Origin of the sequence: Halomonas sp. AOP7-B1-5 (assembly GCF_052353045.1) — a bacterium.
Classification (GTDB): Bacteria; Pseudomonadota; Gammaproteobacteria; order Pseudomonadales; family Halomonadaceae; genus Vreelandella; species Vreelandella colorata.
In genome coordinates, this window is record NZ_JBQTDC010000003.1 from 151,949 (window position 1) to 177,243 (window position 25,295).

Sequence of the window (25,295 nt, forward strand, 5' to 3'; positions counted from 1 at the left end):
ACACTTTGGGAGATTATCGTTAATAATTTTTAATATATCGGCTTAACACGCGATTGTTACTCTTTGAAGTTGCTTTTGTTAAATATTAAATTTCAATCATAAGTTACTAGAAAATATTAAAACTTTAAAATAAATGAAATATACGACCTCTACTATCTGCTGCGTTGAGGCGTTAAACGACCTCCACTTTTTTAAAGCCATTTTATTAAAAAAATATACGACTACTTCAACGGGATCGAACATGTTTAAGAAAACGACACTGGCGTTAGCGGTTTGCGGTTTATTAGGCGCCTCAGCAGCACAAGCCGCTATGGTGTATGACCAAGACGGCACTTCGCTTGATATCTATGGCCGTATCTCAATGGGTTTTGAGGGAGGTGGTGCTAAAAACGGTGTAGATAACGGCGAAGAATTCCGCAACTTTGGTTCACGCCTGCGTATTACCGCTGGCCATCAGATCACGACTGATCTGCGCGCGTTTGCTCGCGTAGAGTGGCGTTTTACTAGTGATGAGCGCAGCCGTCCTGGCTTTGATGAGGTGCGTAATAGCTACCTGGGGTTAGAAAGCCAGCAGTTCGGTACCTTTATGGCGGGTAACTACAACAGTTTCTACGACAACTACGTCATGACTCCCTTCGACGTTTATGTTGAGCGCGGCTATGAGTTCGCGGGTGGTGGTGTACAAGCGCGTGGCGATTCAGTCGGCTATAAAACGCCCAAGATGAATGGTTTCCAAGCCGTTATTTCTGCTAAACACTTCTCTGAGCGTGGCTTAACAGACGCTGAGCAAAGTAGTGAAGGTAGTGTTATTGCGACACAGGGTGGCGTGGTTTATGAAACCGGCCCGGCTCGTTTAGCGTTAGGTTATGTTGAAGATACCGTTCGTGGCGGTGGTAACGGTGAAACGCGTTTCGGTGCGACAGCAGCTTTCGTTATTAATGATTCACTCTCTGCGCGTGTCGGCTATGAAACGCGTGATGATAACGATGTTTACGGCGGCGGTTTTGATAAAATTGGCGTAGGTGCCACGGCTATCATTGATTCGTGGAAATTCTTTGCCGATTACTACAACATCGAAGTCGACGGTGCCAGCAGCGACCGTAATGCCTGGGCGCTAGGCTCTATGTATAATCTGAGCAAAAATTTCGATATGTTCCTTGAGCTTAACGACGCGAATCTAGATGCCGTTAACAACTACGAAGATGACCTGTATTACGCATTGGGAGCCCGCTATCACTTCTAAGTAGCGCAGCGGTTCTTTAGCGGTTTATGTTTACTTCGATCTTTAGTCGGTATGGGTAATTCCATACCGACTTTTTAGCATGTTTTTAACGTAGTAACGAACCACTACCGGCGGAGCATCTCCGTCGGTAGTTTGCGTTTAGCGCTCGTCGTCCCGTTTATCGATGGTTTTGCGGTAATTATCGATAAACGGCTGTTCGGCCTTGTCGATGCGGTCCATGCCAGCCACAACACGGTGCCAGTAAGGATAAAGCGGGGCCGGGCGTGTAGCGGCTTCTAGGCGATCAATCTCTTCCTGGCTTAGGGTTAGCTCGGCGGCGGCCAGATCATCCTTCAGATGGTCTTCGTTACGCGCGCCGACAATCAGCGAGGTCACGCCGGGGCGGTCTTTCAGCCAGGCAAGGCAAGTGCGCGGAATAGAGGCATTATGCGTGTCACCAATCTCCGCCAGCAGCTCGATAATATCGTAGGCGCGTTCCATGTTATGCACATAGGGCTCGGGCCAACCGTTGCCTTGGCGAGTGCCTTCAGGCGCTTTCTGACCACGGCGCACCTTGCCATTGAACAGGCCTTCTCCCAGCGGCGCCCATACCAGCGTGCCAATATTTTGATCGATGGCCAGCGGCATCAGCTCATACTCGGCCTCGCGAGATTCCGGCGTGTAGTAAATCTGCTGGCTAATGGGTTTGACCAAATTATGCAGTTCGGCCTTGCCGATGGTCTTCATCATCTGCCAGCCGGTAAAGTTGGAGGTGCCGTAGTAGCGGATTTTGCCGCTTTGCACCAAGTGATCCAGCGCGTACAGCATCTCTTCAACGGGAGTAACGCCATCCCAGTTATGGATCTGGTAAAGGTCGATATGATCCGTGTTCAGACGCTTTAAACTGGCCTCGCAGGCGCGAATCAAATGATATCGAGAGAAGCCGCTGTGGTTGGGGTTGTCGCCCATTGGGCTGCGCGCTTTAGAGGCCAGGATTATCTCATCGCGCTTGTCGCCCAGCGCTTTACCTACGATCTCCTCCGCTTCTCCCATTGAGTAAAGGTCAGCAGTATCGATTAAGTTGACCCCAGCGTCGTAGGCAAGATCAACCTGGCGCTGGGCACCTTTGACATCGACGCTTGCCGCTTTTTCAAAGCCTCCGCTACCGCCAAAGGGGACGGTTCCCAACACGATTTCGGATACCAATAAGCCTGAATTGCCTAGCGGGCGATATTTCATCTCGATAGCTTCCTTGTTCATCGAAAGAGTAGAGCGACGTTCGCTACATGCCTCTGTAAGCCTAGAAACTCATTCGCTTATGTCAAAATGTGTTTAAGGCCCTTCGGTAGGCTTGCCGGTGAAATCCGTTACCGGTTTGTCTACGGGCCGGTCGAGCCGCTCGGAAAAAGCCCGCAGCCCCGCCAGAATCGGTTTGATGGCATACCACAGCTCGTCATCGTTAAGCATGCGATAAAGGCCGGTCATGCCGGGAGCGCTGTCCTCTTTGTCCTGACGCGTGTGTTTGCTCTTATCCTGCTGGGAATCGCGCTCTGCTTTATCATGGCGGTGGTTGCCAACCTGTTCAACTCCCTCTTTGAGCGCAAACATTACCTGATAAAAACGCTCCGGTGGAAGCGCCGAAAGCGTCATGGCGATGACGGAAAGATTTTGAATGGCATTAAGCGAGCCTGGTTTATTTAAGCCGTCTACCACAATACGCATCAGCTCATGATTGGAAGCAACCACATCATTGGCAAACCGGAGCAGACCATGTTCATGCAGCGTTTGCACAAGCCTGTCGAGCTCTTCCTGGGCATCGGGGCCGATTTTAGGTGGAGGTACGTCGTAGGAAATTCGTTCGGCCATTACATTTTCCTCGGATTGGTTTGCTGGGCAGGTGGCAACGTATAGTCCTCGTTGGCCCATTTCACCTCGACGGCAACGCCTTCGTTGGGAGTGCGCTTTCCAAAGCGGTAGTTGGTGCTGGGCAGCGGCGGCTCGGTGCGTTTATCCAGCACCTCAAGCTTGACGGCCGTTTCCTTGTAGGCGGGTGTGTGGACAATCGGGTCGGTGTGCTCGCCGGTTAATGCGTTAACCCCAGGTTTGCCAAAGTGAATCGGCAGATAGAGCGTTTTACCCGCGACGCGGTCGGTAACCAAGGCAGGAAATTCACGGCTATCCCGCCGTGAGGTGAGACGCACCCAAGTACCGTCTTGAATATTGCGCTCGGCCGCGAGCTCAGGGCTAACCTCGACAAAACTACGCGGTACCTGATCCCAGATGCCCTGTGAGCGCCCGGTCTGGTTAGAGCCTTGGAAGTGCTCCAGCAAGCGGCCGTTATCCAGCATGAGATCATATTCTTCATCGGCGGCCTCAAGCGGCTCTTGCCACTCAAGAACAAACAGACTGGCCTTGCCATCCTCGGTGGGAAAACCATCGGTATACAGCAGCGGCGTGTCGGTGCCGTCTTCGGCAACCGGCCAGAGCAACGACTTCCAGCCTTCCAGGCGCTCGTAGCTGACCCCGGCGAACAGCGGTGATATCGACGCGCACTCTGCCATGATCTCGGAGGGGTGGTTATAGCCCCAGTCGTGACCCATGCGCGCGGCAAGGTCTGTCAAGATACGCCAGTCGGGGAGGCTGTCGCCCAGCGGTTCGAGCACCTGATAAAAGCGCTGAATGCGTCGCTCGGTATTCACAAACGTGCCCTCTTTCTCGACGCTGGGGCAGGCGGGCAGCACCACGTCAGCAAACTCGGCGGTACGGCTCAAGAACATATCCTGCACCACCATAAAGTCGAGGCTTTCAAACGCGGAGTGGACGTTATGCGTATTGGAATCGGAGAAGGCCGTTTCCTCGCCAATGATATACATGGCCTTGAGCTTGTCGTCAGCTGCGGCTTGAACCATCAGGAAGTTGCCCCAGCCCTCTTCCAGCGAGAGCTGCTCAGGCTTGACGCCCCAGCCTTTGGCCCAGCGCTTGCGCACGTCTTCGTCGGTAACCTTTTCATAGCCTGGGTACATATTGCGCAGGCAGCCAAAGTCGCTAGCCCCCTGCACGTTGTTATGACCGCGCATGGGGTAGCCACCGGTACCTGGTTTGCCGTAGTTACCCGTGACCAGCAGCAGGTTGGAAAGCGCGGTGCTGGTATCCGAGCCGTGGCTATGCTGAGTGATACCCATCGCCCATAGCAAGCAGACACTTTTTGCCCTGCCGATTAATTCCGCGGCCTCAATCAGCTGCTGCTTGGGAATGCCGGTTTTCTGCTCGGCGAAATCAAGCGTAAACGGCGCCAGCGATTCACGGTATTCATCGACGTTATTGACCCAGCGCTCAAGAAATTCATGGTCGGCCAAGTCGTTATCGAACATATAGCGCGACAGTGCCGAGGCCCAGATTAAATCGGTACTGGCATTGGGGCGCATAAACAGATTCGCCCGCTCGGCCATTTCGTGTTTGCGTGGGTCGAACACTACCAGCTTTTGGCCGTGCAGCTTCTGCGAAGACTTGATGCGCGAGGCAATCACCGGATGGTTTTCGGCAGTGTTGCTGCCTACCAGCACGACCACTTCCGCCTGTTCGATATCCTTGATGGTGCCGGCATCGCCACTATAGCCCACGGTGCGGAAAAGCCCTTTGGTGGCCGGGTTCTGGCAGTAGCGCGATGAGTTATCCACGCTATTGGTGCCAATGATCGGCCGGGCAATCTTCTGCGTCAGGTAAGCCTCTTCGTTACTGGCTTTACTGGAACCGATAAAGCCAACGCTCTGTGGGCCGTGGATATCGCGCACGTTTAACAACCGGCGCGCCACCAGGTCCAGCGCTTCGTCCCAGCTGGCTTCACGAAACTGACCGTTTTCCCGAATCAGCGGCGTCGTGAGGCGTTTTTCACTGTTAACGAAGTCCCAGGCAAATTTGCCCTTGATGCAGGTGGAAATACCGTTAGCCGGGGCGTCTGGGGTGGGCTGAACCTTGAGAATCTTGCGATCACGGGTCCACATCTCAAATGAGCAGCCAACACCGCAGTAGGTGCATACCGTTTTAGTGCGTTTGATGCCCGGCTGGCGCCAAGTGGCGTCAAGCTCTGAAATACCGGTGATGGGTTTGGCGCTGGTGGTATTTTCGACCTCTTTGACGACGTCGATCATCGGTCGCTTAAGCGACCAGGGCAGGGCGGTAAGCGGGCCTGTCTGCCCATACATGGTGTTTTCCTGCAGCGCATTACACGGGCAGACCGTGACGCAGTGGCCACAGTGAACGCAGCTTGAGTCGTTGATCTCTTTACCGCCATCCCACAGTACGCGCGGATTTTCACTAGCGTAATCAATGCTTAGTGTTTCGTTGACCTCGACGTTCTGGCACGCCTCGACACACTGGCCACACAGAATGCACTGGTCCGGGTCGTAGGTATAAAACGGGCTGGAGGTATCTTTTGGATAGGGCTTGGGCTGGAATTCATAGCGCTGGATGGGAATATCCATCTCGACCAAGGCGTTATGCACCCGGCAGTCGCCATTGTTATTTTCGCACACGGTACAGTAAAGCTCATGTTTGGCCAGCAGGCGGTCCATGCCTTCATGACGGGCGGCCGTGGCTTGGGCGCTGCGGCTTGAAATATTAAGGCCTTCTTCGGTACGCAGCGCGCAGCCACGTTGCATTTCACCGTTAACCTCGACCCAGCAGGTATCGCACGTTTCAATAGCGCCTAGAGAAGGGTGGTAGCAAACATTGGGCAAGGAGATGCCATGGTTTTCAAGAAAATCGATCAGTGGCTCATCGGCGTTGCCGGTTAATTTTTTATCATCAAACGTAATCGTGCACGGTCGGTTCATGTGGGTACTCCTCCATGGGCCCCTTGTTTTTATCCTGACGCTGCCTCCTCTTCGCGGGTTTTAACGTCTTGCTTCAAAGGTAGTTAAGCGCCTTGAGCTTGTACAAGCTCAGTTTCTGGTTTTAAACCTAAGTTAAGCACGGGTTTTGCGCTTCTCTTTCAAAGCCAGCACGCTACGTTTATAGACAGCGGCTTTTATTTTTCTCTACAGCATTTATCCCAACAGCATTTACCCCAACAGCGCTTGGAGAACACAACGTGGAAGACACACTGCAACCACCCACCGTACTGATTACCGGCGCCAACCGAGGCGTCGGGCTGGCACTGGCAGCCCACTACAGAGATGAAGATTGGCAGGTGATCGGCGTTTGCCGCCAATCATCAGACGAGCTTGAGCGCGTGGCTGACCGCGTTATTGAAGGCATCGATGTCACCAAGCCAGAGGATGTTGAGCGTTTGGCACGGGCGCTTGATGGCCAACGGTTGGATTTATTGATCAACAACGCCGGCCTCTTGCGCGATGAATCGTTAGACCAGCTGGATTTCGACAGCATCCGTGAGCAGATGGAAATCAATGCCTATGCGCCCCTACGGGTATGTGAAGCGTTGCTACCGTTGATGCAGGACGGCAGTAAGATTGCCAACATCACCAGCCGTATGGGATCGATTGCCGATAACGACTCCGGTGGGCGCTACGGTTACCGCGCATCCAAGGCGGCGCTAAACGCGTTTGGAAAATCCCTGGCTATGGACCTTAAGCCACGCGGTATTGCCGTGGCGCAAATACACCCAGGCTATGTAAAAACACGCATGGTTAACTTCGGCGGGATGATCAGCCCTCAGGAAGCCGCCACAGGCATTGCTGCCTGTATCAAAACGCTGACGCAGGAAAATAGCGGCAGCTTTTGGCACCGCAATGGGGAATTACTGCCGTGGTAGTGTTGAGTAAGACGTTTTTCTATCAACAGGCGGAAGTAGGCTATTTTGCCATCGCATACCGCTAAGTAAGATGAGTGCGCTACAGTGGTGTGCGATAACGCCGTCATCCATTTGTCAGGCGTCTAGGGCACGCTATCGTTCTGCTACAACACTTTATAAAAGGAACCATGCTGATGCGTTTTATTTCTCACGGTATTGCGCTAGGGATAGCGACTGGGCTGTTTAGCGCCACGGCGTATGCCGCGCCCTATACGCTGACCATTTTTCACACCAACGACCTGCACGGGCGTACCGACAGCTACCCTCAACTGATCACCGCCCTGGCTGAAGCTCGTGAGCGCTTCGGTGACGGCCTGTTGCTGGACGCGGGAGATATCTTTTCGGGTACGCTCTATTTCACCGAATACCAAGGTCAGGACGCCGTCGAGTTCATGAACCTGATGGGCTATGACGCATTCGTGCCGGGTAACCATGAGTTCGACCTGGGCGACCCGGAAGAGGGCCATCAAGCATTGGCGGCTTTATTCACCGCCGCTGATTTCCCCATTCTAGGCGCGAACCTCGACTTCTCTACCTCACCCGAGTTTGCCGATCTACTCGGTGATTCGATCAGCGCCGAGCCCGAACATAAGCTTAAGCCTGGCCACCTATACGACGGCATTGTGGTAGAGCAAGGTGGCGAGCGAATCGGTATTTTCGGACTAAGCACGCAAGGCAGCGAGACCGTCTCCAGCCCCGGTAACGTCACCCTTGGCGATTACCGAGCGGCGGCCGAGGCGATGGTGGAAGCGTTTGAAGCCCAAGGCGTTAACAAGATCGTCGCGCTTACTCATCTGGGCTTTGACAGCGACCCGAGCCTGGGCAACGACCTGTTGCTTGCCCAGCATGTGGAAGGGGTGGACGTGATCATCGGTGGGCACAGCCATACGCGCTTGGAGTCGCCCATTACGGTGGATGAAAACGATTTGGGCGAGCCTAAAGCGCCCACCGTTATTGGCCAGGCGAACGAGTACGGCAAGTACCTGGGTGTCATGCAGGTCACCTTTGATGGCGAAGGCGTGGTGCAGGATGCTAGTGGCGAACTGCTGACCACCGATGATTTCGAGCCCGATGCCCAAGCGCTTGAGATGCTTGAGCCTTACACCGCACGAATTGAAGCAGTGCGCGATACCCAAGTGGGCGCCCACCTGAATACGCAGCTTCCCAACCCGCGCCACGGCAATGGCGATGAACAAAGCGTGCGCGCCAATGAAACGGCGCTTGGCAATCTGATCGCCGATGGTCAGCTTGCTGCCGCCCGCCGAGTGAACCCGGAGACCGTGCTGGCCATTCAAAATAGTGGCGGTATTCGTGAGCCCATCGCCCAGGGTGATGTGAGTGTGGGTGAGCTGGTTGCCGTGCAGCCGTTTGGCAATCGCTTGGCGCTGGTGAGCGTGACGGGCGCGGAGCTTCTGGAAACGTTCGAGATCGGGCTGGCAAACACCCCTGATGAAAGCGGCGGTTTTCTGCAAGTGTCCGAAGGTACCGAGCTGGTATATGACAGCCGCCAGCCCGTCGGTGAGCGCGTTGTGAGCCTGAAGGTGACGCAGAACGGCACCTTGCAGTCGGTAGACCCTGAAAGTACCTACACCATTGCCACCAATCACTTTACTGCAGCCGGTGGCGACAGCCATACGGCACTAGAGGCCGCCTATGAAAATGGGCGCAGCACCATCGTCGGTAATACCGATTGGGAAATGCTACGTGACCATATGGTTTCGTTAGGTGACGTGGATTATCAGGTTGAAGGCAGGATTGTTGACCGGTCGCTTCATCATTAAAAGTAAAAGGTAGGGATGAAAAGGAGCCGTCAAACATCAGATATTGGCGGCCCTTTTACTTATGACAGAAACCTGGCCAGAAAAGAGCGGAAAGGCTTACGCTTTGTCGAGCAGGGAATGAAGCTGTTGGTGGCTTTGGGACGGTGCAATTAGCAGGCTATTTTCTAAACAGGACGGCGCAGCCTGACCCTGTATGTCGGTCACCATCAAGCCAACTTCCTGTGCTATCAGAATGCCAGCGGCCACATCCCACCATTCAAGTTTAGCGCCTTGCGACCAGAAGGCATCAAAGCGGCCTAACGCGACGTAAGCAATTTCCAAAGCGGCAGAGCCCGGACTTCGGATGCCCGATACGTGCGGCATGATGGCAGCCTGCTGGCGTATGCTGAGGTCGCAATCGCCTTTCCCATGATAGGGTAGGCAGGTTGCCACCAGCATTTCTGTCAGTGGACAGGCGCTTGGGCATATTAAACGGTAGTCATTTAAATAGGCGCCTTGGCCTTTTTCAGCCCAGATAAGTTCATCCAGCAACGGGTGGTAAACCGCCCCCATGATCAGTTCGTTGTTTTGCTCTACCGCAATAGAGACGGAGAAAAACGGCACGCCATGGAGAAAATTGTTGGTGCCATCCAGCGGATCAATAATGACGGTCACATTGCTATTGTGAGCGGGTGAGGCGCCACTCTCTTCCCCCAAAAAGCCAACCGCAGGGAAATGCTGGCGTATGTAGTCAATAATTAACCGCTCCGCTGACTGATCATAGTGAGTTACAAAATCCGAGGCGCCTTTACGCTCGAAAGTAACTCGATCAATCCCTGAGTAGCCTTTGGCCAGCAGCGCGCCAGCTTCCCTGGCAGCTTTCTTAACGGTATCCGCTAATAAGTGTGTGTCCTCATGCATACAGATAGCCTTTTAGAGATAAGTTAACAACCCCGGTCGTAATTGCTTAACAAGCCGCCCTGATAGTCGCCATCTAATCCCCCGTGCGCAGGCCGGTTGCGCTGTTAAACGGGTGAAGCGCTTCGCGGGTGACATAGAAGCGTAGCGTTTCGCCCTCCTTGACCGGGGGCTGGCCGCTTACCCGAATCACGGTGGGCTGGTCGCTGTCGGCGAGCCGCACGTAAAGATGGCTTTCGGCGCCGGCGGCTTCAAACAGTTCAAGCGTGGAGTCGACCACCAGGTGCGGTGTATCGGGTGGCGAAAGGCGCATATCGTCCGGGCGAATGCCGACCGTGTCGGTCTCAGCGGGAAGATCGTTTAACAGGTCATTGGTGCCGCGCGTTTGCAGGTATTCAAGCGGCACCATGTTCATTGCAGGCGAACCGATAAAGCCTGCCACGAACATTGACGCAGGGTGCGCATAGATTTCCATGGGCGTGCCGACCTGCTCGATTTTGCCAGCGCTAAGCACTACCAAGCGGTCACCCAGCGTCATCGCTTCTAACTGGTCGTGGGTTACGTAGAGGCTGGTGGTCTTCAAGCGCCGCTGAAGCTGTTTTATCTCCACGCGCATTTGCACGCGCAGTTTAGCATCCAGGTTGGAGAGCGGTTCGTCGAACAAAAAGGCCGCAGGCTCACGTACCAACGCCCGACCCATGGCGACGCGCTGGCGCTGGCCGCCGGAGAGCTTGCGTGGCTTGCGCTCCAGATATTCTTCGATTTCGAGCATCTTGGCCGCTTTACGCACCCGCTCTTCGATCTCGGGTTTTTTAAAGCCGCGGTTTTTCAGCCCATACGCGAGGTTGTTGTACACCGTCATGTGCGGGTAGAGCGCGTAGTTCTGAAACACCATGGCGATATCGCGCTCGGCGGGTTCAAGATTGTTGACCACGCGATCGCCAATCTTGAGCGTACCGTCGGTAATCGTTTCAAGCCCGGCCACCATGCGTAACAGCGTGGATTTACCGCAGCCCGAAGGGCCTACAAGCACCACGAACTCGCCGTCTTCAATCGCAAGGTCGATGCCTTTAACGGCATGGACGTCGCCTGAGTAGGTTTTTCTAAGCCCTTCCAAGGTAATGCTAGCCATCTTATTTCTCCGTCTCGGTCAGGCCTTTCACGAACAGTTTTTGCATAAACAGCACTACTAATACCGGCGGCAGCATGGCAAGCGTGACGGTCGCCATGATGAGATTCCAGGCGGGAACTCGGTCAGACGAGGCCATCAGGCGCTTGATACCCAGCACGATGGTGTAGAAGTCTTCGTCGGTGGTGACCAGCAGTGGCCACAGGTATTGCACCCAGCCGTAAATAAACATGATCACGAACAGCGCGGCGATATTAGTGATCGATATCGGCAGCAATATGTCCTTGAAGAACTTCATCGGCCCGGCGCCATCCACCCGGCTGGCTTCCATCAACTCTTCCGGCACGGTCATGAAGAATTGGCGGAACAGGAAGGTCGCGGTGGCGGAGGCAATCAGTGGAAGCGTTAAGCCCGCATAGGAGTTCAGCATGCCCAGGTTGGCAACGACCGCGTAGGTGGGGATGATACGAACTTCGACCGGCAGCATCAGGGTGATGAAGATGATCCAGAACGCCAGCATGCGAAACGGGAAGCGGAAATAGACAATCGCAAAGGCGGAGATAATCGAAATGGCGATCTTGCCGATCGCAATCGTCAGCGCCATGATCAGCGAATTACCCAGCATCAGCCAGACCGGCGGCGTGCCGCCCACCTGCCAGCCGGAGCTGAGCATCTGCCGGTAGGATGCAAACATGTTATCGCCGGGAAGCAGCGGCAGCACGCCGCGCACGAAGGCGCTGGATTCGTGGGTCGAGGCGATAAAGGCCACGTATACCGGAAATGCCACGACCAAGACGCCGGCAATCAGCACCAGATGGGTGAGAATATTAAGAAAAGGTCTTCTTTCAACCATGTTTATTTCCTTAACGCACTAGTAGTTGACCCGGCGTTCCACGTACCGGAACTGGATAAACGTCAGGATAATCACGATGCCCATCAGCATGACTGACTGGGCGGATGAGGAGCCAATATTCAGCCCCGCGACACCGTCGGTGTAGACCTTGTAGACCAGCGTCATGGTGGCTTGGCCTGGCCCGCCTGCGGTGGTGGCATCAATCACCCCGAAGGTATCGAACATCACGTAGTTGATGTTGATGATCAGCAAAAAGAAGGTGGTGGGCGATAGCAGCGGGAGCACGATGGTCCAGAAGCGCTTGAAGGGGCCCGCGCCATCAATAGCCGCTGCCTCCATGAGCGACTGCGGCACAGATTGCAGCCCTGCCAGGAAAAACAGGAAGTTATAGGATATCTGCTTCCAGGCGGCGGCAATGGTGATCAAAATCATTGCCTGGGTGCCCGAAACGCGGTGATTCCAGTTGATACCGAACCAGTCGAGCAGATGCGGCAGAAGGCCGATGGTGGGGTTGAACAAAAACCACCACAGCACGCCCGCTACCACTGGAGCAACCGCGTAGGGCCATACCAAAAGCGTGGTGTAGAACTTGGCGCTACGCAGCACACGGTTAACGCAAACGGCGAGTAAAAGCGCAAGGCTCATGGAAAGCACGGTTACCGAGATGGAAAAAATCGCGGTGCGCCCCAGCGCATTCAGGTAGCTGGGGTCGGCCAGAATGCGTGCATAGTTCTCCATGCCGACAAACGTTGTTTTAAAGCCGAACGCATCCGTACGCTCGAAGCTGGATTTAACCGCCTGGCTTGCCGGCCAGATAAAAAACACCAGCGTAATCGCCAGCTGTGGTGCTAACAGTAAGAAAGGGAGCCACCGATTTTGATAGGTGGAACGTTTGGTCTGCATGGCACATCCTGTCGTACGGGCGTTGGTGCGGCTGGCCGCAGTGGTCGGCTGCCAGGAAGTAAGCCATCCCATAGGCCCCGGTGAGTTGGGCGTATGGGATGGCTCCTATAACAAACCCCGGCTATAAAAGCCGGGGTTTTTTTACAAGTCACGAGAAGGGCTTAGTTATTGGCAGCTTCAAAGTCGCGCAGGATTTGGTTGCCGCGGCTTACCGCGTCATCCAAGGCTTGCTGGCCGCTCTTATCGCCAGCCAGTACGGCCTGGAACTCTTCATCCAGAACCATGCGCACTTGCGGATAGTTGCCAAAACGCAGGCCTTTGGAATTTTCCGTCGGCTCGTTTAAGTTGATCTGCTCGATGGCGATATCCGCGCCTGGGTTCTCATCGTAGTAACCCTGCTCCTGGCTCAGCTCATAAGCGGCGGTGGTAATCGGCAGGTAGCCGGTGCCTTGGTGCCACTCGGCCTGCACTTCGGGAAGCGACAGGTACTCGAGGAACTCGGCAACGCCGGTGTACTCGTCGTCTTCGTGGCCTGAAAGCACCCACAGAGTCGCGCCGCCGATGATCGAGTTTTGCGGTGCGCCGTCTACGTCGTCGTAGTAGGGCAGCATGCCAAAGCCTACGTCGAAGTCGGAGTTAGCCAGCACGTCGGCGCGTGACGCCGACGAGTTCATATACATCGCGCAGTCGCTTGCATAGAACGAAGGTGCCGCATCCGGGCCGTTGGCTGGGCCTGCGTAGCTGTAGACGCCGCTATCAGACCACTCTTTCAACTGATCCCAGAAGCGTGCCTGTACGTCGCCGTTAAAGGCAAACTCGGTATCCAGACCACCGAAGCCGTTTTCCTGGGTGCCGATGGACTGATTGTGCAGTGCTGAGAAGTTCTCGAGGCCCACCCAGTTGGCCGCGTAGGCCATGGTGAAGCCGCAGGAGGCCGCGCCTTCATCGACAATCTGTTGGCCCATCTCGCCCATCTCGGCCCACGTAGTAGGCGGTGACTCAGGGTCTAGGCCAGCCGCTTCAAAAATGGCTTTGTTGTAGTAAAGAATCGGCGTGGACGAGTTGAACGGCATGGAGAGCATGTTGCCGTTGGTATCGGTGTAGTAACCGGTCACCACGGGCAGGTAGTCGTTCGGGTCAAAGGTGTTGCCGTGCTCTTCCATCAGCTCATAAACGGGATAGATGGCGCCTTGGGCGGCCATCATGGTGCCGGTGCCTACTTCGTAAATTTGTACGATGTGAGGCTGCTCGCCTGCGCGGAAGGCGGCAATGGTGTTAACCATGGTTTGTTCGTACTCGCCCCGGTAGGAAGGCGTGACACGATACTCATCCTGGGTGGCATTGAAGTCTTCAGCAAGCACGCTCAAGCGCTCGCCCAGCTCGCCGCCCATGGAGTGCCACCAGGTGATCTCGGTAGCGGCGTGGGCAGAAACACTCAGAGTAGCCGCGGCGATACCGGCAGATAACGCGCGTAACATAAAACGAGACATAAGAGCTCCTTTTGAGCCTGACATAAGCCAGGTGGCACAGTGCGTTTGTTAAGGTTTTTGGATGCACTGAACAGTAGTCAGTGTAGATGACATTTTGATGACTGCTAAGTTAACTGGGTATGACCACGTTCAACTTTGGCAGTAGGCGCACGAGGAAGCCGGTGATAGGGTTAGACGAAGTGTATAACCAGCGAGAATCATATGAGTGACGCAATAGCGCTATTGACCAAACTGGTCTCCTTCGATACCACCTCCCGGGGCTCCAACCTGGCGCTGATCGAGTTTGTCGAAGGCTATCTTGAAGAGTATGGCATCGCCTCTGAGCGGGTAATGAGCCCCTGCGGTACCAAGGCGAACCTGATCGCCCGCGTAGGCCCCGACGCGCCAGGTGGGGTGATGCTTTCCGGCCATACCGACGTGGTGCCGGTGGAAGGCCAGCCCTGGTCGACCGATCCTTTTGGCTTGCATGACGGCCAGGACGGTAAGCTTTACGGGCGTGGCACCTGCGATATGAAGGGATTTATTGCCTGTGCACTCGCCATGGTGCCCACGTGGGTGAAAGCGCCTTTGCAGCAGCCTATCTATTTTGGCTTTTCCTACGACGAGGAGATTGGCTGTGTGGGGGCGCCTGCGTTGATCAAGCGCTTCTATGAGCGCTACTCCACCACGGCGCATGTGATTGTCGGTGAGCCGACCAGCATGCAGCCGGTGGTCGCCCAAAAAGGGGCAACTAACCTGCGCACGACGGTCATCGGGCGCGAGGCGCATAGTAGTCAGGTCAATCAGGGCACATCGGCGATTCATGTGGCGGCACGCCTGGTCACCTTTATTGAAGACACCATGACAGTCCTGGTGGATGAAGGGTGTGTCGATGAAGCGTTCAACGTACCCCACACCAGTTTGCACGTTGGCAGGATCAAGGGCGGCACCGCGATCAACATTATGGCGCGGGAGTGTCAGTTTGAGTGGGAGATTCGTCATCTACCCACCGAGACGTTCGAAGAGGTGTTCGCTCGTTTTGAGACGTATGCCGACACGTTAAGTGCCGAGCTAAAGGCACGTGGCAAGCAAGTGGAAATTGTGACCGAACCACTGAATGTGACAGTGCCGGGGCTGGCCGACCGAGATAATCACGCAGTGTTGCGCTTGGCCAAAGACCACCTGCCCGATGCCTGCTGCAACCACGCAGTAGCCTACGCCACCGAAGCGGGGCAGTTTCAAGGCCAGGGATTACAAACCATTATTCTGGGACCGGGCAGCATCGCCCAGGCGCATCAGCCTGATGAGTACATCGAAAAAAGCGAGCTTGAGGCGTGCACGGACTTTATGAGCCGGATGGGGCGTGCCCTGGAAGTGCCGTTCGAGGAGTGAAGAGTTAGGAGTGAGGAGTAAAGAGTGGGGGTAGATAAGACGATGCGGTGTCGGGTAGCCCGTAGCGAGGGTCTTTCGCCAAGGATGGCGAAAGTAGCGTACAGGGATGTATTCACAGCGCCCTCGCGTAGGGCTGCTCGGCACTACTGCCAGGAAGGGGGATTGAGTTGAGTGCCGTCACAAAAACACTCGCCTGGGCGAGTGTTTTTAAATCTTCTGTATATATGCAAGGAGCTAGCGCGAGGAGTGCTCTTCAAACAGGTCGGCTTTAGCATCGCGCATGACGTCTTCGCAGGCCTGCTGGTGCGCCAATTGAGTCAAGAGCTGCTGGGTGACTTCAAACCCTTTACCAAGGCAGGTATCTACCTCCTCACGGCTTACCTGAGGGGTCACATTGCAATTAACCTTAAACGTACGGCCGACACCGTCTAAACGGTCGGCCATTGCACGAAGCCGCCAGGCGACTCGCTCTTTCCAGTTAGCTGATTCTTCTGCGCTTTCGTTTACGCTAAACGTGCACTGCCATTCCGGTTTATAAACCTTCATGAGAACCTCCGCTGCATTTGGAAAGATTATTGGGGTCGTGTTTCGTACTCCGTAAGTCAAAAAAATCTTGCTCAGCCACTATACGCTTAACATGGGGCCAAAATCGAACTAAAACATAGACTATGTGTAGGACGGTTTTAAGAATTATCGGTTAGGCTTAAGTGACCGTGATATATGAGCCTTTCTATGATTTCTCTAACTGAAAAAAGTTGCCCCTGCGGTACAGGATTGTCGACTGACTTATGCTGTGCCCGTTACCACAATGGCGAGCTTGCCCCTACCCCGGAAGCACTAATGCGCTCGCGCTATAGCGCCTTTGCGCTCAATTTGTGTGATTACCTGCTAGCGACTTGGCATGTGAGTACACGACCCGTTGATCTTTCGCCTGACCCCTACACGCAGTGGAAAGGTTTATCAATTATTAAAAAAGTACCTGATTTTAAAGAGGGTCCTTCTCAGGCCGATGTTGGCTATATTCAATTTTTCGCTTATTTCAAAGAGCGCGCCCGCTGGCATAGGCTGGAGGAGAACTCTCGCTTTGTGTTTGAGCAGAGCCGCTGGTGGTACATGGATGGTACTCCGAAAGTGATGCGGCTCAAGCCGCGCCGTAATGATTCCTGCTTTTGTGGTAGCGGTCGGAAATTAAAGCTATGTTGCAAAGAGTAGCTATGCGTTAACTAAAAAAAAATAAGGGGATGGGAGCATGGCGTATAGTTGTAGGGTAGGTGTGCGTTATTGCTTTAAAATAGGCGTTTTAAGCAGTTTTCTACTGACGATGGCGTTGGCTGTTGCCGACGATCACTTCCCGCAACGCGAAATTACGGTAGTCATTCCCTTTGGATTGGGCGGGGCAACCGATGTGCTGTTTCGAGATGTTTTTGAAACGGCACAGACCTATCTAGGCCAGCCTGTTCTTGTGGTTAATATGCCTGGCCGGGGCGCTATGCGGGGCTCGCAGTATGTTAGAAATGCTGCGCCCGATGGTTATACCCTGCTCGGCAGTCATCAAACAATCGACCTTGCTTACCTGGCGGGGCTAGCCTCATTTTCCCATGCTGATTTTGCGCCCGTGTCACTGCTTGTGCGCACGGTCAATATTCCGGCTACGTATGCAGGGCATGCGGCCCAACAGGCCAGCGATATTGAAGCGTTAATTGATGCGTCGTCAAAACCTCTCATGTTTGGAGTAATTTCTAACTCCACTGACCATCTATTCTGGCTGCAGTTTTTTGAACAAAGCGGTATCTCGCTTTCAGACGTACAGCTGGTTCGTTTTCCTGATACGGCGTCTCAGGTGGAAGCCTTACTAGCTCAGGAAATTGATTTTGCCATGCTTAATCTACCCGCGGCGGGCTTTCTTTTTGCCTCGGGTATCTTGGTTCCTCTGGCGGTGGCAGGGAGTGAACGGCTGCCTGGGCTACCTGACGTTTCAACGCTTCGTGAGCAGGGTATTGATCTGGTTCACACCACTGATCGAGGCATTTTTGCACCGGCAGGCACGCCGCCTCAAACCCTTGCCATTTTGGCAGATGCGTTAGCGCATGCACTCGCCAGCGTGCCATTGCGCTACCGAATTACGCATGAGTATGGCTCATTAATTGATTACCGGGCGCCTGATACTTATGGCGGGTATTTAAATGAGCAATTTCATAAGCTGGTACCGCTAACAGAGCGAGTACACTTCGAGCAGTAAGCACTGTAAACATTAATGCCTGAAGAGGCGCAGAGACATGCCGATTAATACGCGCCATTTAGCGCTGGAAACCCTGCTGCTGATGATATCGGCAACCTTGATTTGCATGGGGACGGTAGGGGTAGTGGTGGGCATCAGCGTACCTACACGGCCATTTTTTGCCACGCTAGTGCCCGATGGGGCATTGATCACTCTTCTGGTCGGCATTGCGCTACTGGCGTCGCTTCAAGGCTGGACAAAAAACCGGATTGTCAGCGCTTTCGCGCTGTTATTAATCATCATTTACACCTTGGTGCATAATACGTTGGAAGGCGGCAGAGGCGACTCATGGCTAAGCAATGGGCCGCGTATTACCAGCCTGTCAGCGGTTTTTCTTTTATTGGTCGGGGTGTGCTTTGTGTTGGGACTTGCCACCTCCTGGCGGCGCTGGTTATGGGTGGCCGGTGGGCTGAGCCTATGGGGGCTTGGCCTGTTTGTGGTGGGAAAATTATGGCTTGGGCTAAACGATGCTTCTCCGCTGTTTGCATCTTCACCCATGACAGCGCTCGTGTTTACCTGCTTTTTAGGTACCGCCATGCTGGCCGCCGGTTTGCGCGGCAAGGCGCAACGTTTAAACCCGGGGCGGGTGACCGTCGCGGCTTCGCTCTGGGGCGTTACAATAAGCTGTTTTATTTGGCTGTTGATGAATAGCTATCAACAAGCCTCGCTACAACAGCAGGCCGCCTATCTATTGGATAACGTGCAGCTAAATATCGAGAGGGCTACCCATGATCGTTTGCGCCTGATGCAGCGCATGGGCGAACGCTTAAATGCCATGGGGCCATACTGGGATTTAGACCTGCTGGAAAATGATGCGCAAAATTATCTGCGTGATACGCCGAGTATTAGCGCCATTGCGCTGGTGGATCAGCAAGCGCTGACCTGGAGCTGGGGAGTAGGCCGAACCGCTGAAATGGAGCGATGGTTGCGCCAGCAGCTGGAGGAGGAATATACGCGTGCCTGGATGCAAATTCCCCTAGAGCGCCCGCGGCTGCTAATGGCGAATACCCGTCGGCCCCATGAGGCCATATTTGTTATCCCCGTTGCCGCCAACGGCCACTATCTGTTTGCCAGTTTTGATCTGGCGACCCTTCTGGAAAACGAGCTGCGCTTGGAAGTGGGGCCTTTCCAGATCAGGGTGAACCGTGATGCTACAACGCTTATAAAATTGCACCCCGCTGGCTTCTCAGCTGACCGTATGGAAACGCCTGAACTTGCCCTGGCATCACGCTATATTGGCTTGCCCGGTGGCATTAACATGGAGCTTTATGCTTATCCTGGCAGCCAGTTCAACTGGCATCAGCTAAACCTTTTGTCGTTTGCGGTGGCGCTAGGGAGCCTGCTGCTTAGTGGTTTATTGGCGTTCAGCCTTGGCGTTGTTAGCGTTAGCGTTTCGCGGGCTCGCGAGCTTGCCCAGACGCGTCAGTCGCTGGAAGACCAGCAGTCAATTCAGCGCATGATCGCCAAGGAGCAGCCGCTAAAGGAAACGCTGGAAAGCCTGTGCCGCATGCTGGAGCGTGAGCTGCCCCAGGCGATGTGTTCGGTCATGCTAGTGAACGAGGCGGGCACCCATCTGGAATTTGCCGCCGGTGGTCGGCTGCCTGCGTCTTATCGGAGCGCGATACAGCGCATCTTGATCAGCGCCAATAACGGTGCCTGTGGTAGCGCGGCTTACCAAGGAACCACCGTAATATGCGCCAATATTGCCGAGGACGAGCGCTGGCGTGGCTATCATGGCGTGGCCAAAGAAGCGGGTCTGGCTTCCTGTTGGTCGAGCCCCGTATATGGCGGAGATGGCCAATTAGCGGGCACTTTTGGGGTTTACTACCCGCAGCCCAGTACGCCAAGCGGGGCCGACACGGCGCAAATTGAGAAAGCCGCCGGCCTGATGGCGCTAGCCGTCGAGCGTTTTCAGGTGCGGCGTTCGCTGGAGGAGAGCGAGCAGCGTTACCGCTCCTTGTTTACCCATCACCCCGATGCAGTCTTTACGCTGGATGCGAACGGCTGTTTTGTTACGGCCAACGCTACCTGCGCGTCACTGACCGGCTATTCGGTTGAAGAAATACTGGGTAAGCCGTTCACCTTTTTTATCGCCGAACAGGAAGTGACGCGCGTAGAAGCCTATATCGAAACGGCTATGCAAGGTGGGATTAACCGCTATGAGCTGACGCTCAAGGACCGCGCGGGTCATCTCCATTTGCTGGATATTATTCACCTGCCCATGATGGTGAATAATACCGTTAAAGGCGTGCATGCGATTGCCCAGGAAGTGACCGCCGCGCGTGAAAAGGAGTCTCGGTTACGCACCCTGGAACGCAGCGTGGAGGCGAGCGTCAACGGCATTTTAATTGCCGATGCCGAACAGCCTGATTTTCCCATTATCTATGCCAACCAAGCATTTACCGTTATGACGGGATACAGCCAGGAAGAGATCATCGGCAAGAACTGCCGGTTCCTTCAGGGAGCTGGAAGCGAGCCTGAGGTTATTCAGCATATTCGTAGCTGTATCGAAGAGCACCGCGAAGTCAACGTGACGATATGCAACTACCGTAAGGATGGCACGCCGTTCTGGAACGATTTATACATCGCACCGGTACGTGACCAAGATGGGCGCGTTACACACTTTGTCGGCGTGCAGCATGATATTTCCAAGCATAAGGCTTATGAAGCGCGGCTGGCCTATCACGCTTCCCACGATGACCTGACCCGTCTGCCTAACCGCACGCTTTTTGAAGAAACATTGTTTAAGCAGTTTTCTCTCCTTCGCCAACATAAAAAGCGGCTGGCCGTACTGTTTGTCGATTTAGATGACTTCAAACCGATCAACGATAACCTGGGACACGCGGTTGGCGATCAAGTCCTGGTTGAGGTTGCCCGAAGACTCTCCAGCGCAGTAGGGCCTGATGATACCGTTGCCCGAATGGGCGGCGATGAGTTCGTTATTTTACAGACATCGATTAATTATGAGTCTGAAGTCGTCGATCTGGTTGAGCGGTTACTGCCGATGCTGGCACGCCCTTACCGTATTGAGCCCCATGAGCTTTATCTGACCGCGAGTATCGGCATTGCTATTAGCCAGGAGGACACGCTTCAGCCGCAAACGCTGATTCAGCAGGCGGATATGGCTATGTATAAGGCCAAACAGCAAGGGCGTAACGCTTACGAATGGTATATCCACGCGTTTACCGACACGGTCAGTGAACGCATGGTGTTGCGCAACGATCTCCAAGAAGCCATTGAACGTGAGGAGTTCTCACTGCACTACCAGCCGCTGATGGATCGGGAAAATAAACTAGTGGGCGTTGAGGCGCTGCTGCGCTGGGAGCATCCTGAAAAAGGCTTTATTTCGCCGGCCCGGTTTATTCCTTTGGCTGAAACGACGGGCCAGATTATTCCGATTAGCGAATGGGTACTCCAGCGCGCCTGCTTGGATATGCACTCACTGGCTAAGCAGGGGCTGGGTGAAATACGCGCCGCAGTTAATCTGTCGCCGTTACAGTTTCAGCGTTCAAGCTTTCTTGCCACGCTACGTCAAACCCTCTTAACCACCTGCCTGCCTGCCGAGCAGTTAAGTCTGGAGCTGACGGAAGGCATTTTAATGGATAACACGGAAGGCGCGATTGACACGCTGCATGCGCTGCGCAGTATGCACATTGAGGTCTCTATTGATGACTTTGGAACAGGCTATTCAAGCCTTAGTTACCTCAAGGATTTGCCCATTAGCACGGTGAAAATCGACCGCAGCTTTATTCATGAGCTTACTAACAGCGAAGATGATTCGGCGATTGTGCAAGGAATTATCTCTATGGCGCATCACCTGGGGCTTAAAGTGGTGGCTGAAGGGGTGGAAACTGAAGAGCAGTACCAGCGTCTTTTGAGCTATCAGTGCGATATATTCCAGGGCTACATATTGGCCAGGCCGATGCCCATAGAAGCGCTTAAAACGTTCGTTAACAATCTATCCCGTTAAGGAGTAGGGATGTCGTTATCCTCATCAAGCCCTTGGTATGTCTATTTGTTGGAGTGCCAGCGGGGAACTTATGTGGGCATCACCAATAATATTGCCAAACGCTACCGGGCCCACTGCACGGGTAAAGGGGCGCGCTATACTCGCGCTAACCCACCAACGGCACTGCTTGGCGCCCAGCCGTTTGAAGATAGGGCTGCGGCAAGCCGGGCAGAGTATCAGTTGAAGCAGCAAACCCCTGTTCAAAAACGCCGCTGGGCAATGTGTTGGCCGCATGCAATAGAAGTGGATTAACATATACGCTAAATAGCGGCGCTAAAGCGAGTCCTGCCCGCTTTAGACGCTTAGCCGCCACTGATTCAGGAGCCAGCATGCTGACGTTTTTTTCTGAGGATAGCCGCTTACGCCAGGCGCGTACGGAGCTTCATGATGGGGCGCTCGTCAGACCTTTCGAGTGTCCTGAGCGTATTGATCTGGTGCTTAAGCATATTCGTCAGGCTGGCTTTGAAGTGTGTAACCCCGATGCCTATGGCCTTGAGCCGGTACGCGCCGTTCACGATGCGGGCTACGTACGCTTTCTGGAAACCTGCTGGCAAGCGTGGCAGGTTGCCGGTCATCAGGGGGAAGCGATACCCAACATCTGGCCTGCCCGGTCTATGCGCGGAGACCACATTCCCCGCTCGATTAGCGGACAGCTGGGCTATTATGCCCTGGCGGCGGAAACCTCGATTTCTGAAGGCACTTTCAGTGCTGCCATGGGAAGCAAGGATGCCGCATTAGGCGCCATATCGCATACGCTTGAAACCCAGGAGCCCAGTTTTGCGCTGTGTCGGCCGCCAGGGCATCACGCCGCGTTTGATCAGTTTGGTGGTTACTGCTTTTTCAATAACGCGGCGATCGCCGCCCAGTACGCGCTGGATGCAGGCAAGCGCCGCGTGGCAGTGCTGGATGTGGATTTTCATCACGGCAACGGCACTCAACAAATTTTCTATTCACGCAGCGATGTGCTGTTTGCTTCGCTACACGGCGACCCGGACGTAACCTTTCCCTACTACCTGGGCTACGCCGACGAAACCGGTATGGGCGAAGGGGAGGGGTTCAACCTCAACTACCCCATGGCGCCGGGCACTAGCGCCGCCGACTGGATGCAGCGTTTGGAGCAGGCGCTAGCGGCCATTAAAACGCATGAGTGTGAGCTTTTGATTGTCTCGCTAGGCGTGGATATCTTCGAGGGCGACCCGATCAGCGCGTTCACTTTCAAGAGCGAGGACTTTATTGCCCTGGGCCAACGCTTGGCAGCAGCCGGCCTGCCCACTACCCTTTTGATGGAAGGGGGCTATGCGGTAGAAGAAATAGGTGTCAACGTAGTCAATGTATTACAAGGTTTTGAGCGGGAAAACTCGCAGGATAGATGACAGCCGCCCGTTATTCGGGCAGGCTAATGCCCCATTAACGGGCAGGGAGCGCAGGCGTGGCAGTTTACGGCGGTATTCAGGCACATGAATTGGAGCGTTGGCTTTACGCCTTGACCAACGCGGCCTACGACCGGCGCTGCCCGCTTTCCAAGGTGCACGGCGGCAATGCGCGTGCGCGCACCGCTCGCCAGGACCTGCTTTACCTGGCCCACGGCTTTCGCGGTGGCGAGCAAAGCCGGGAAGTGGTGGCCGATGGCCTGGGCCGCTGGTGCCAGCGCTACCTGACCGAGGCCGAATGGTACGTGTTGGTGGGTGGTGGGCCGAAAGCCATCGCCAGAAGCCGCACGACTACATCGTCGGAACCGGTAGACGCTTCGCAAAAGCAGGCGGATCAAGCACTTGAAGTATTGATGCAGCACCGCGTGGGCTAGCCCCCGCTGGAAAGCTGGTGGCGTGTGGTTATACGCTGATACAATGGATGGATGAACAGTGCTCCTGCCGTTGTTACCGCCTCGCTTGATGATCCCTTCTACTACCTGACCAATTTTCGCTTCGTGTTGGCCTGGGTGGGCGAACGCCATGCTGATCTGCTGGCGCCGGATGAACTTGCCTTTCTGAACCGCTTTGCGACACTACCCCGTGCCTCGCAGGCGTTGCTTGTGCGCATGGTGATGCGCAAGGGCGAGCTATTTCGAGTATCCAAACTCAACTACGCCGAAATAGGCGATACCGCTACGGCACTTGCCCCACTGGTAGCGCTTGGCTGGGTAACTGACGCTCCGGCGCTCAGTGGGGAAGAGCTGTTTCATCAGCTGCGCTTGGCCGAGCTGCGCTCAGCACTGGCAACGCCCATGCGCGACGCCGGGCTCCCCTCATCCGCTGGCAAGGCGGTGCTTCAGGCCACGCTAACACCTCAGCTCACCGAGATAAAACCGTTAACCGAGTGGTGGCCAACGGCATCGGATAACATCGTGCGCCTTAAGGTGATGGATATCTGCGACCGGCTGCGGCTGATGTTCTTTGGCAACCTGCGCCAGGACTGGGCCGAGTTCGTACTCACTGAGCTTGGCTTACAGCGGTTTGAAAACGTGCCGTTCACCCCTACCTCGCGTGCTTTTCAACAGCGTGAAGAAGTGGATGCCTATTTGGCGCTACACCGCCTGCGCCAGCGTCTGGATGATGGCGAACCCGTTGAGCACTTGAGCCTTGAGCTGCCGCCCAAACCCGATAACGCCTGGCTTGCTACCCGCCGTGCCCGTTTGCTGCTGCAACTGGGGCGTGAAGCGGAGCGCAGCGGCCAAGCCGAGCAGGCCGTTTTACTGTATGCCCAAGCCGAGAGTAGCGAAGCGCGTATCCGCCAGCTGCGCGTATTAGAGCGCCTGGGCAGGTATCAGGAAGCGTTTGACTTGGCGATGAACGCGCAAAGCCTGACACCTAATGAAACCGAAGCCCAGGCGCTCGCCCGGTTACTGCCCCGGCTGCGCAAGAAGCTGAAAATTGACGCGCAGCCGCCCGTGCGCGAGCCAGCCTATACGCGCTGGGAGCTAATGCTTCCCGGCCCTCAGTCGGTGGAGCGTGCTGTCGCCCAGCATGTCAGCTCACCTGACGCGCCGGTTTATTACGCGGAAAATACCTTAATCACCGGGTTGTTTGGCCTGCTCTGCTGGCCTGCCATCTTTGCTCCGCTACCGGGGGCCTTTTTTCATCCGTTTCATAGCGGCCCTGCCGATCTACATCGTGAAGATTTCGTCGACCGGCGGCGTGGGCTATTCGATGAGTGCCTGGCCCGGTTGGAGGATGGTAGCTACCGGCGGGAAATTCATACAACCTGGCAGGAGAAGCACGGCCTGGCGTCACCCTTTGTGCACTGGCCGTTGCTGGATGAAACGCTTTTAGCGCTGGCGCTTGAGTGCCTGCCCGCTACTCATTTAAAAGTCTGTTTTGAGCGGTTCTTACAGGACATAAAGGCTAACCGAGCAGGGCTGCCTGACTTGATCCAGTTTCTGCCCAACGCGCCACCCAGTGAACCCCGCTATCGGCTTATTGAGGTAAAAGGCCCCGGTGACCGGCTGCAGGATAACCAGCGCCGCTGGCTGGCGTTTTTTCATCAGCAACATATCCCGGTTGCGGTGTGCTACGTGCAGTGGCTGGCTGACTCGCCAGCGGCGTTATGACCAAGG

21 protein-coding genes are annotated in these 25,295 nt (G+C 54.9%); 12 read left to right on the forward strand and 9 right to left on the reverse strand.

Annotated features, from left to right (window positions below; translation table 11 throughout):
* Positions 1-241 precede the first annotated feature (241 nt).
* On the forward strand, positions 242-1,243 hold the full coding sequence (locus ACT3XD_RS03040) for a porin (protein ID WP_192536523.1): 1,002 nt from the start codon (positions 242-244) through the stop codon (positions 1,241-1,243).
* A 138-nt stretch (positions 1,244-1,381) separates the two neighbouring features.
* Here the strand turns inward: ACT3XD_RS03040 and ACT3XD_RS03045 are convergent, their stop codons facing one another.
* From ACT3XD_RS03045 to fdhF, 3 genes are all read right to left on the reverse strand, one after another.
* Positions 1,382-2,461, reverse strand: coding sequence for an aldo/keto reductase (locus ACT3XD_RS03045; protein ID WP_192536524.1), 1,080 nt, complete (start codon positions 2,459-2,461; stop codon positions 1,382-1,384).
* A gap of 93 nt (positions 2,462-2,554) precedes the next feature.
* On the reverse strand, positions 2,555-3,088 hold the full coding sequence (locus tag ACT3XD_RS03050) for a DUF1641 domain-containing protein (protein ID WP_192536525.1): 534 nt from the start codon (positions 3,086-3,088) through the stop codon (positions 2,555-2,557).
* The gene (gene fdhF, locus ACT3XD_RS03055; protein WP_192536526.1) at positions 3,088-6,054 is read right to left on the reverse strand and encodes a formate dehydrogenase subunit alpha; all 2,967 of its coding nucleotides are present in this window, start codon (positions 6,052-6,054) and stop codon (positions 3,088-3,090) included. The genes ACT3XD_RS03050 and fdhF overlap by 1 nt, the downstream gene beginning before the upstream one ends.
* 257 nt (positions 6,055-6,311) lie before the next feature.
* Between fdhF and ACT3XD_RS03060 the strand changes: the two genes are divergently transcribed.
* On the forward strand, positions 6,312-6,992 hold the full coding sequence (locus tag ACT3XD_RS03060; RefSeq protein WP_192536527.1) for an SDR family oxidoreductase: 681 nt from the start codon (positions 6,312-6,314) through the stop codon (positions 6,990-6,992).
* Between the two features lie 173 nt (positions 6,993-7,165).
* Positions 7,166-8,812 carry a bifunctional metallophosphatase/5'-nucleotidase gene (locus ACT3XD_RS03065; protein ID WP_192536528.1) on the forward strand — a complete coding sequence of 549 codons (1,647 nt, stop codon included), beginning with the start codon at positions 7,166-7,168 and terminating at the stop codon, positions 8,810-8,812.
* Between the two features lie 96 nt (positions 8,813-8,908).
* Here the strand turns inward: ACT3XD_RS03065 and ACT3XD_RS03070 are convergent, their stop codons facing one another.
* The 4 genes from ACT3XD_RS03070 to ugpA all read right to left on the reverse strand — a co-directional run bounded on the left by ACT3XD_RS03070 (position 8,909) and on the right by ugpA (position 12,594).
* Entirely contained in the window at positions 8,909-9,712 is an 804-nt protein-coding gene (locus ACT3XD_RS03070; RefSeq protein ID WP_192536529.1) for an inositol monophosphatase family protein, read from the reverse strand.
* 73 nt (positions 9,713-9,785) lie between these two features.
* Entirely contained in the window at positions 9,786-10,841 is a 1,056-nt protein-coding gene (locus ACT3XD_RS03075; protein WP_192536530.1) for a sn-glycerol-3-phosphate import ATP-binding protein UgpC, read from the reverse strand.
* A 1-nt stretch (position 10,842) separates the two neighbouring features.
* Positions 10,843-11,691, reverse strand: coding sequence for a sn-glycerol-3-phosphate ABC transporter permease UgpE (gene ugpE / locus ACT3XD_RS03080; protein ID WP_192536531.1), 849 nt, complete (start codon positions 11,689-11,691; stop codon positions 10,843-10,845).
* 18 nt (positions 11,692-11,709) lie between these two features.
* The gene (gene ugpA, locus ACT3XD_RS03085) at positions 11,710-12,594 is read right to left on the reverse strand and encodes a sn-glycerol-3-phosphate ABC transporter permease UgpA (RefSeq protein WP_192536532.1); all 885 of its coding nucleotides are present in this window, start codon (positions 12,592-12,594) and stop codon (positions 11,710-11,712) included.
* Between ugpA and ACT3XD_RS03090 the strand changes: the two genes are divergently transcribed.
* Entirely contained in the window at positions 12,593-12,721 is a 129-nt protein-coding gene (locus ACT3XD_RS03090; RefSeq protein ID WP_263974079.1) for a hypothetical protein, read from the forward strand. The genes ugpA and ACT3XD_RS03090 overlap by 2 nt on opposite strands.
* A gap of 34 nt (positions 12,722-12,755) precedes the next feature.
* On the opposite strand, the gene ugpB is transcribed toward ACT3XD_RS03090, so the two are convergent.
* A complete protein-coding gene (ugpB, locus tag ACT3XD_RS03095) occupies positions 12,756-14,084 on the reverse strand; it encodes a sn-glycerol-3-phosphate ABC transporter substrate-binding protein UgpB (RefSeq protein ID WP_192536533.1) in 1,329 nt (442 codons plus the stop codon).
* Between the two features lie 201 nt (positions 14,085-14,285).
* Here ugpB and argE point away from each other — a divergent pair, with 201 nt between their 5' ends.
* A complete protein-coding gene (argE, locus tag ACT3XD_RS03100; protein ID WP_192536534.1) occupies positions 14,286-15,455 on the forward strand; it encodes an acetylornithine deacetylase in 1,170 nt (389 codons plus the stop codon).
* 234 nt (positions 15,456-15,689) lie between these two features.
* Here argE and ACT3XD_RS03105 read toward each other — a convergent pair whose 3' ends face one another.
* Positions 15,690-16,001: a hypothetical protein gene (locus ACT3XD_RS03105; RefSeq protein ID WP_192536535.1), complete on the reverse strand. Its 312-nt coding sequence runs from the start codon at positions 15,999-16,001 to the stop codon at positions 15,690-15,692.
* A 186-nt stretch (positions 16,002-16,187) separates the two neighbouring features.
* Between ACT3XD_RS03105 and ACT3XD_RS03110 the strand changes: the two genes are divergently transcribed.
* From ACT3XD_RS03110 to ACT3XD_RS03140, 7 genes are all read left to right on the forward strand, one after another.
* On the forward strand, positions 16,188-16,667 hold the full coding sequence (locus tag ACT3XD_RS03110) for a YchJ family protein (RefSeq protein WP_192536536.1): 480 nt from the start codon (positions 16,188-16,190) through the stop codon (positions 16,665-16,667).
* A gap of 37 nt (positions 16,668-16,704) precedes the next feature.
* Positions 16,705-17,694 carry a Bug family tripartite tricarboxylate transporter substrate binding protein gene (locus tag ACT3XD_RS03115; protein ID WP_192536537.1) on the forward strand — a complete coding sequence of 330 codons (990 nt, stop codon included), beginning with the start codon at positions 16,705-16,707 and terminating at the stop codon, positions 17,692-17,694.
* A gap of 37 nt (positions 17,695-17,731) precedes the next feature.
* Positions 17,732-21,703: a sensor domain-containing phosphodiesterase gene (locus ACT3XD_RS03120; protein WP_192536538.1), complete on the forward strand. Its 3,972-nt coding sequence runs from the start codon at positions 17,732-17,734 to the stop codon at positions 21,701-21,703.
* Positions 21,704-21,712: 9 nt separating this feature from the next.
* On the forward strand, positions 21,713-21,994 hold the full coding sequence (locus tag ACT3XD_RS03125; protein WP_192536539.1) for a GIY-YIG nuclease family protein: 282 nt from the start codon (positions 21,713-21,715) through the stop codon (positions 21,992-21,994).
* A gap of 77 nt (positions 21,995-22,071) precedes the next feature.
* The gene (locus ACT3XD_RS03130; RefSeq protein ID WP_192536540.1) at positions 22,072-23,115 is read left to right on the forward strand and encodes a histone deacetylase family protein; all 1,044 of its coding nucleotides are present in this window, start codon (positions 22,072-22,074) and stop codon (positions 23,113-23,115) included.
* A 56-nt stretch (positions 23,116-23,171) separates the two neighbouring features.
* Positions 23,172-23,546: a hypothetical protein gene (locus ACT3XD_RS03135; protein ID WP_192536541.1), complete on the forward strand. Its 375-nt coding sequence runs from the start codon at positions 23,172-23,174 to the stop codon at positions 23,544-23,546.
* A gap of 51 nt (positions 23,547-23,597) precedes the next feature.
* Entirely contained in the window at positions 23,598-25,289 is a 1,692-nt protein-coding gene (locus ACT3XD_RS03140; RefSeq protein WP_192536542.1) for a VRR-NUC domain-containing protein, read from the forward strand.
* The last annotated feature ends 6 nt before the right edge of the window (positions 25,290-25,295 follow it).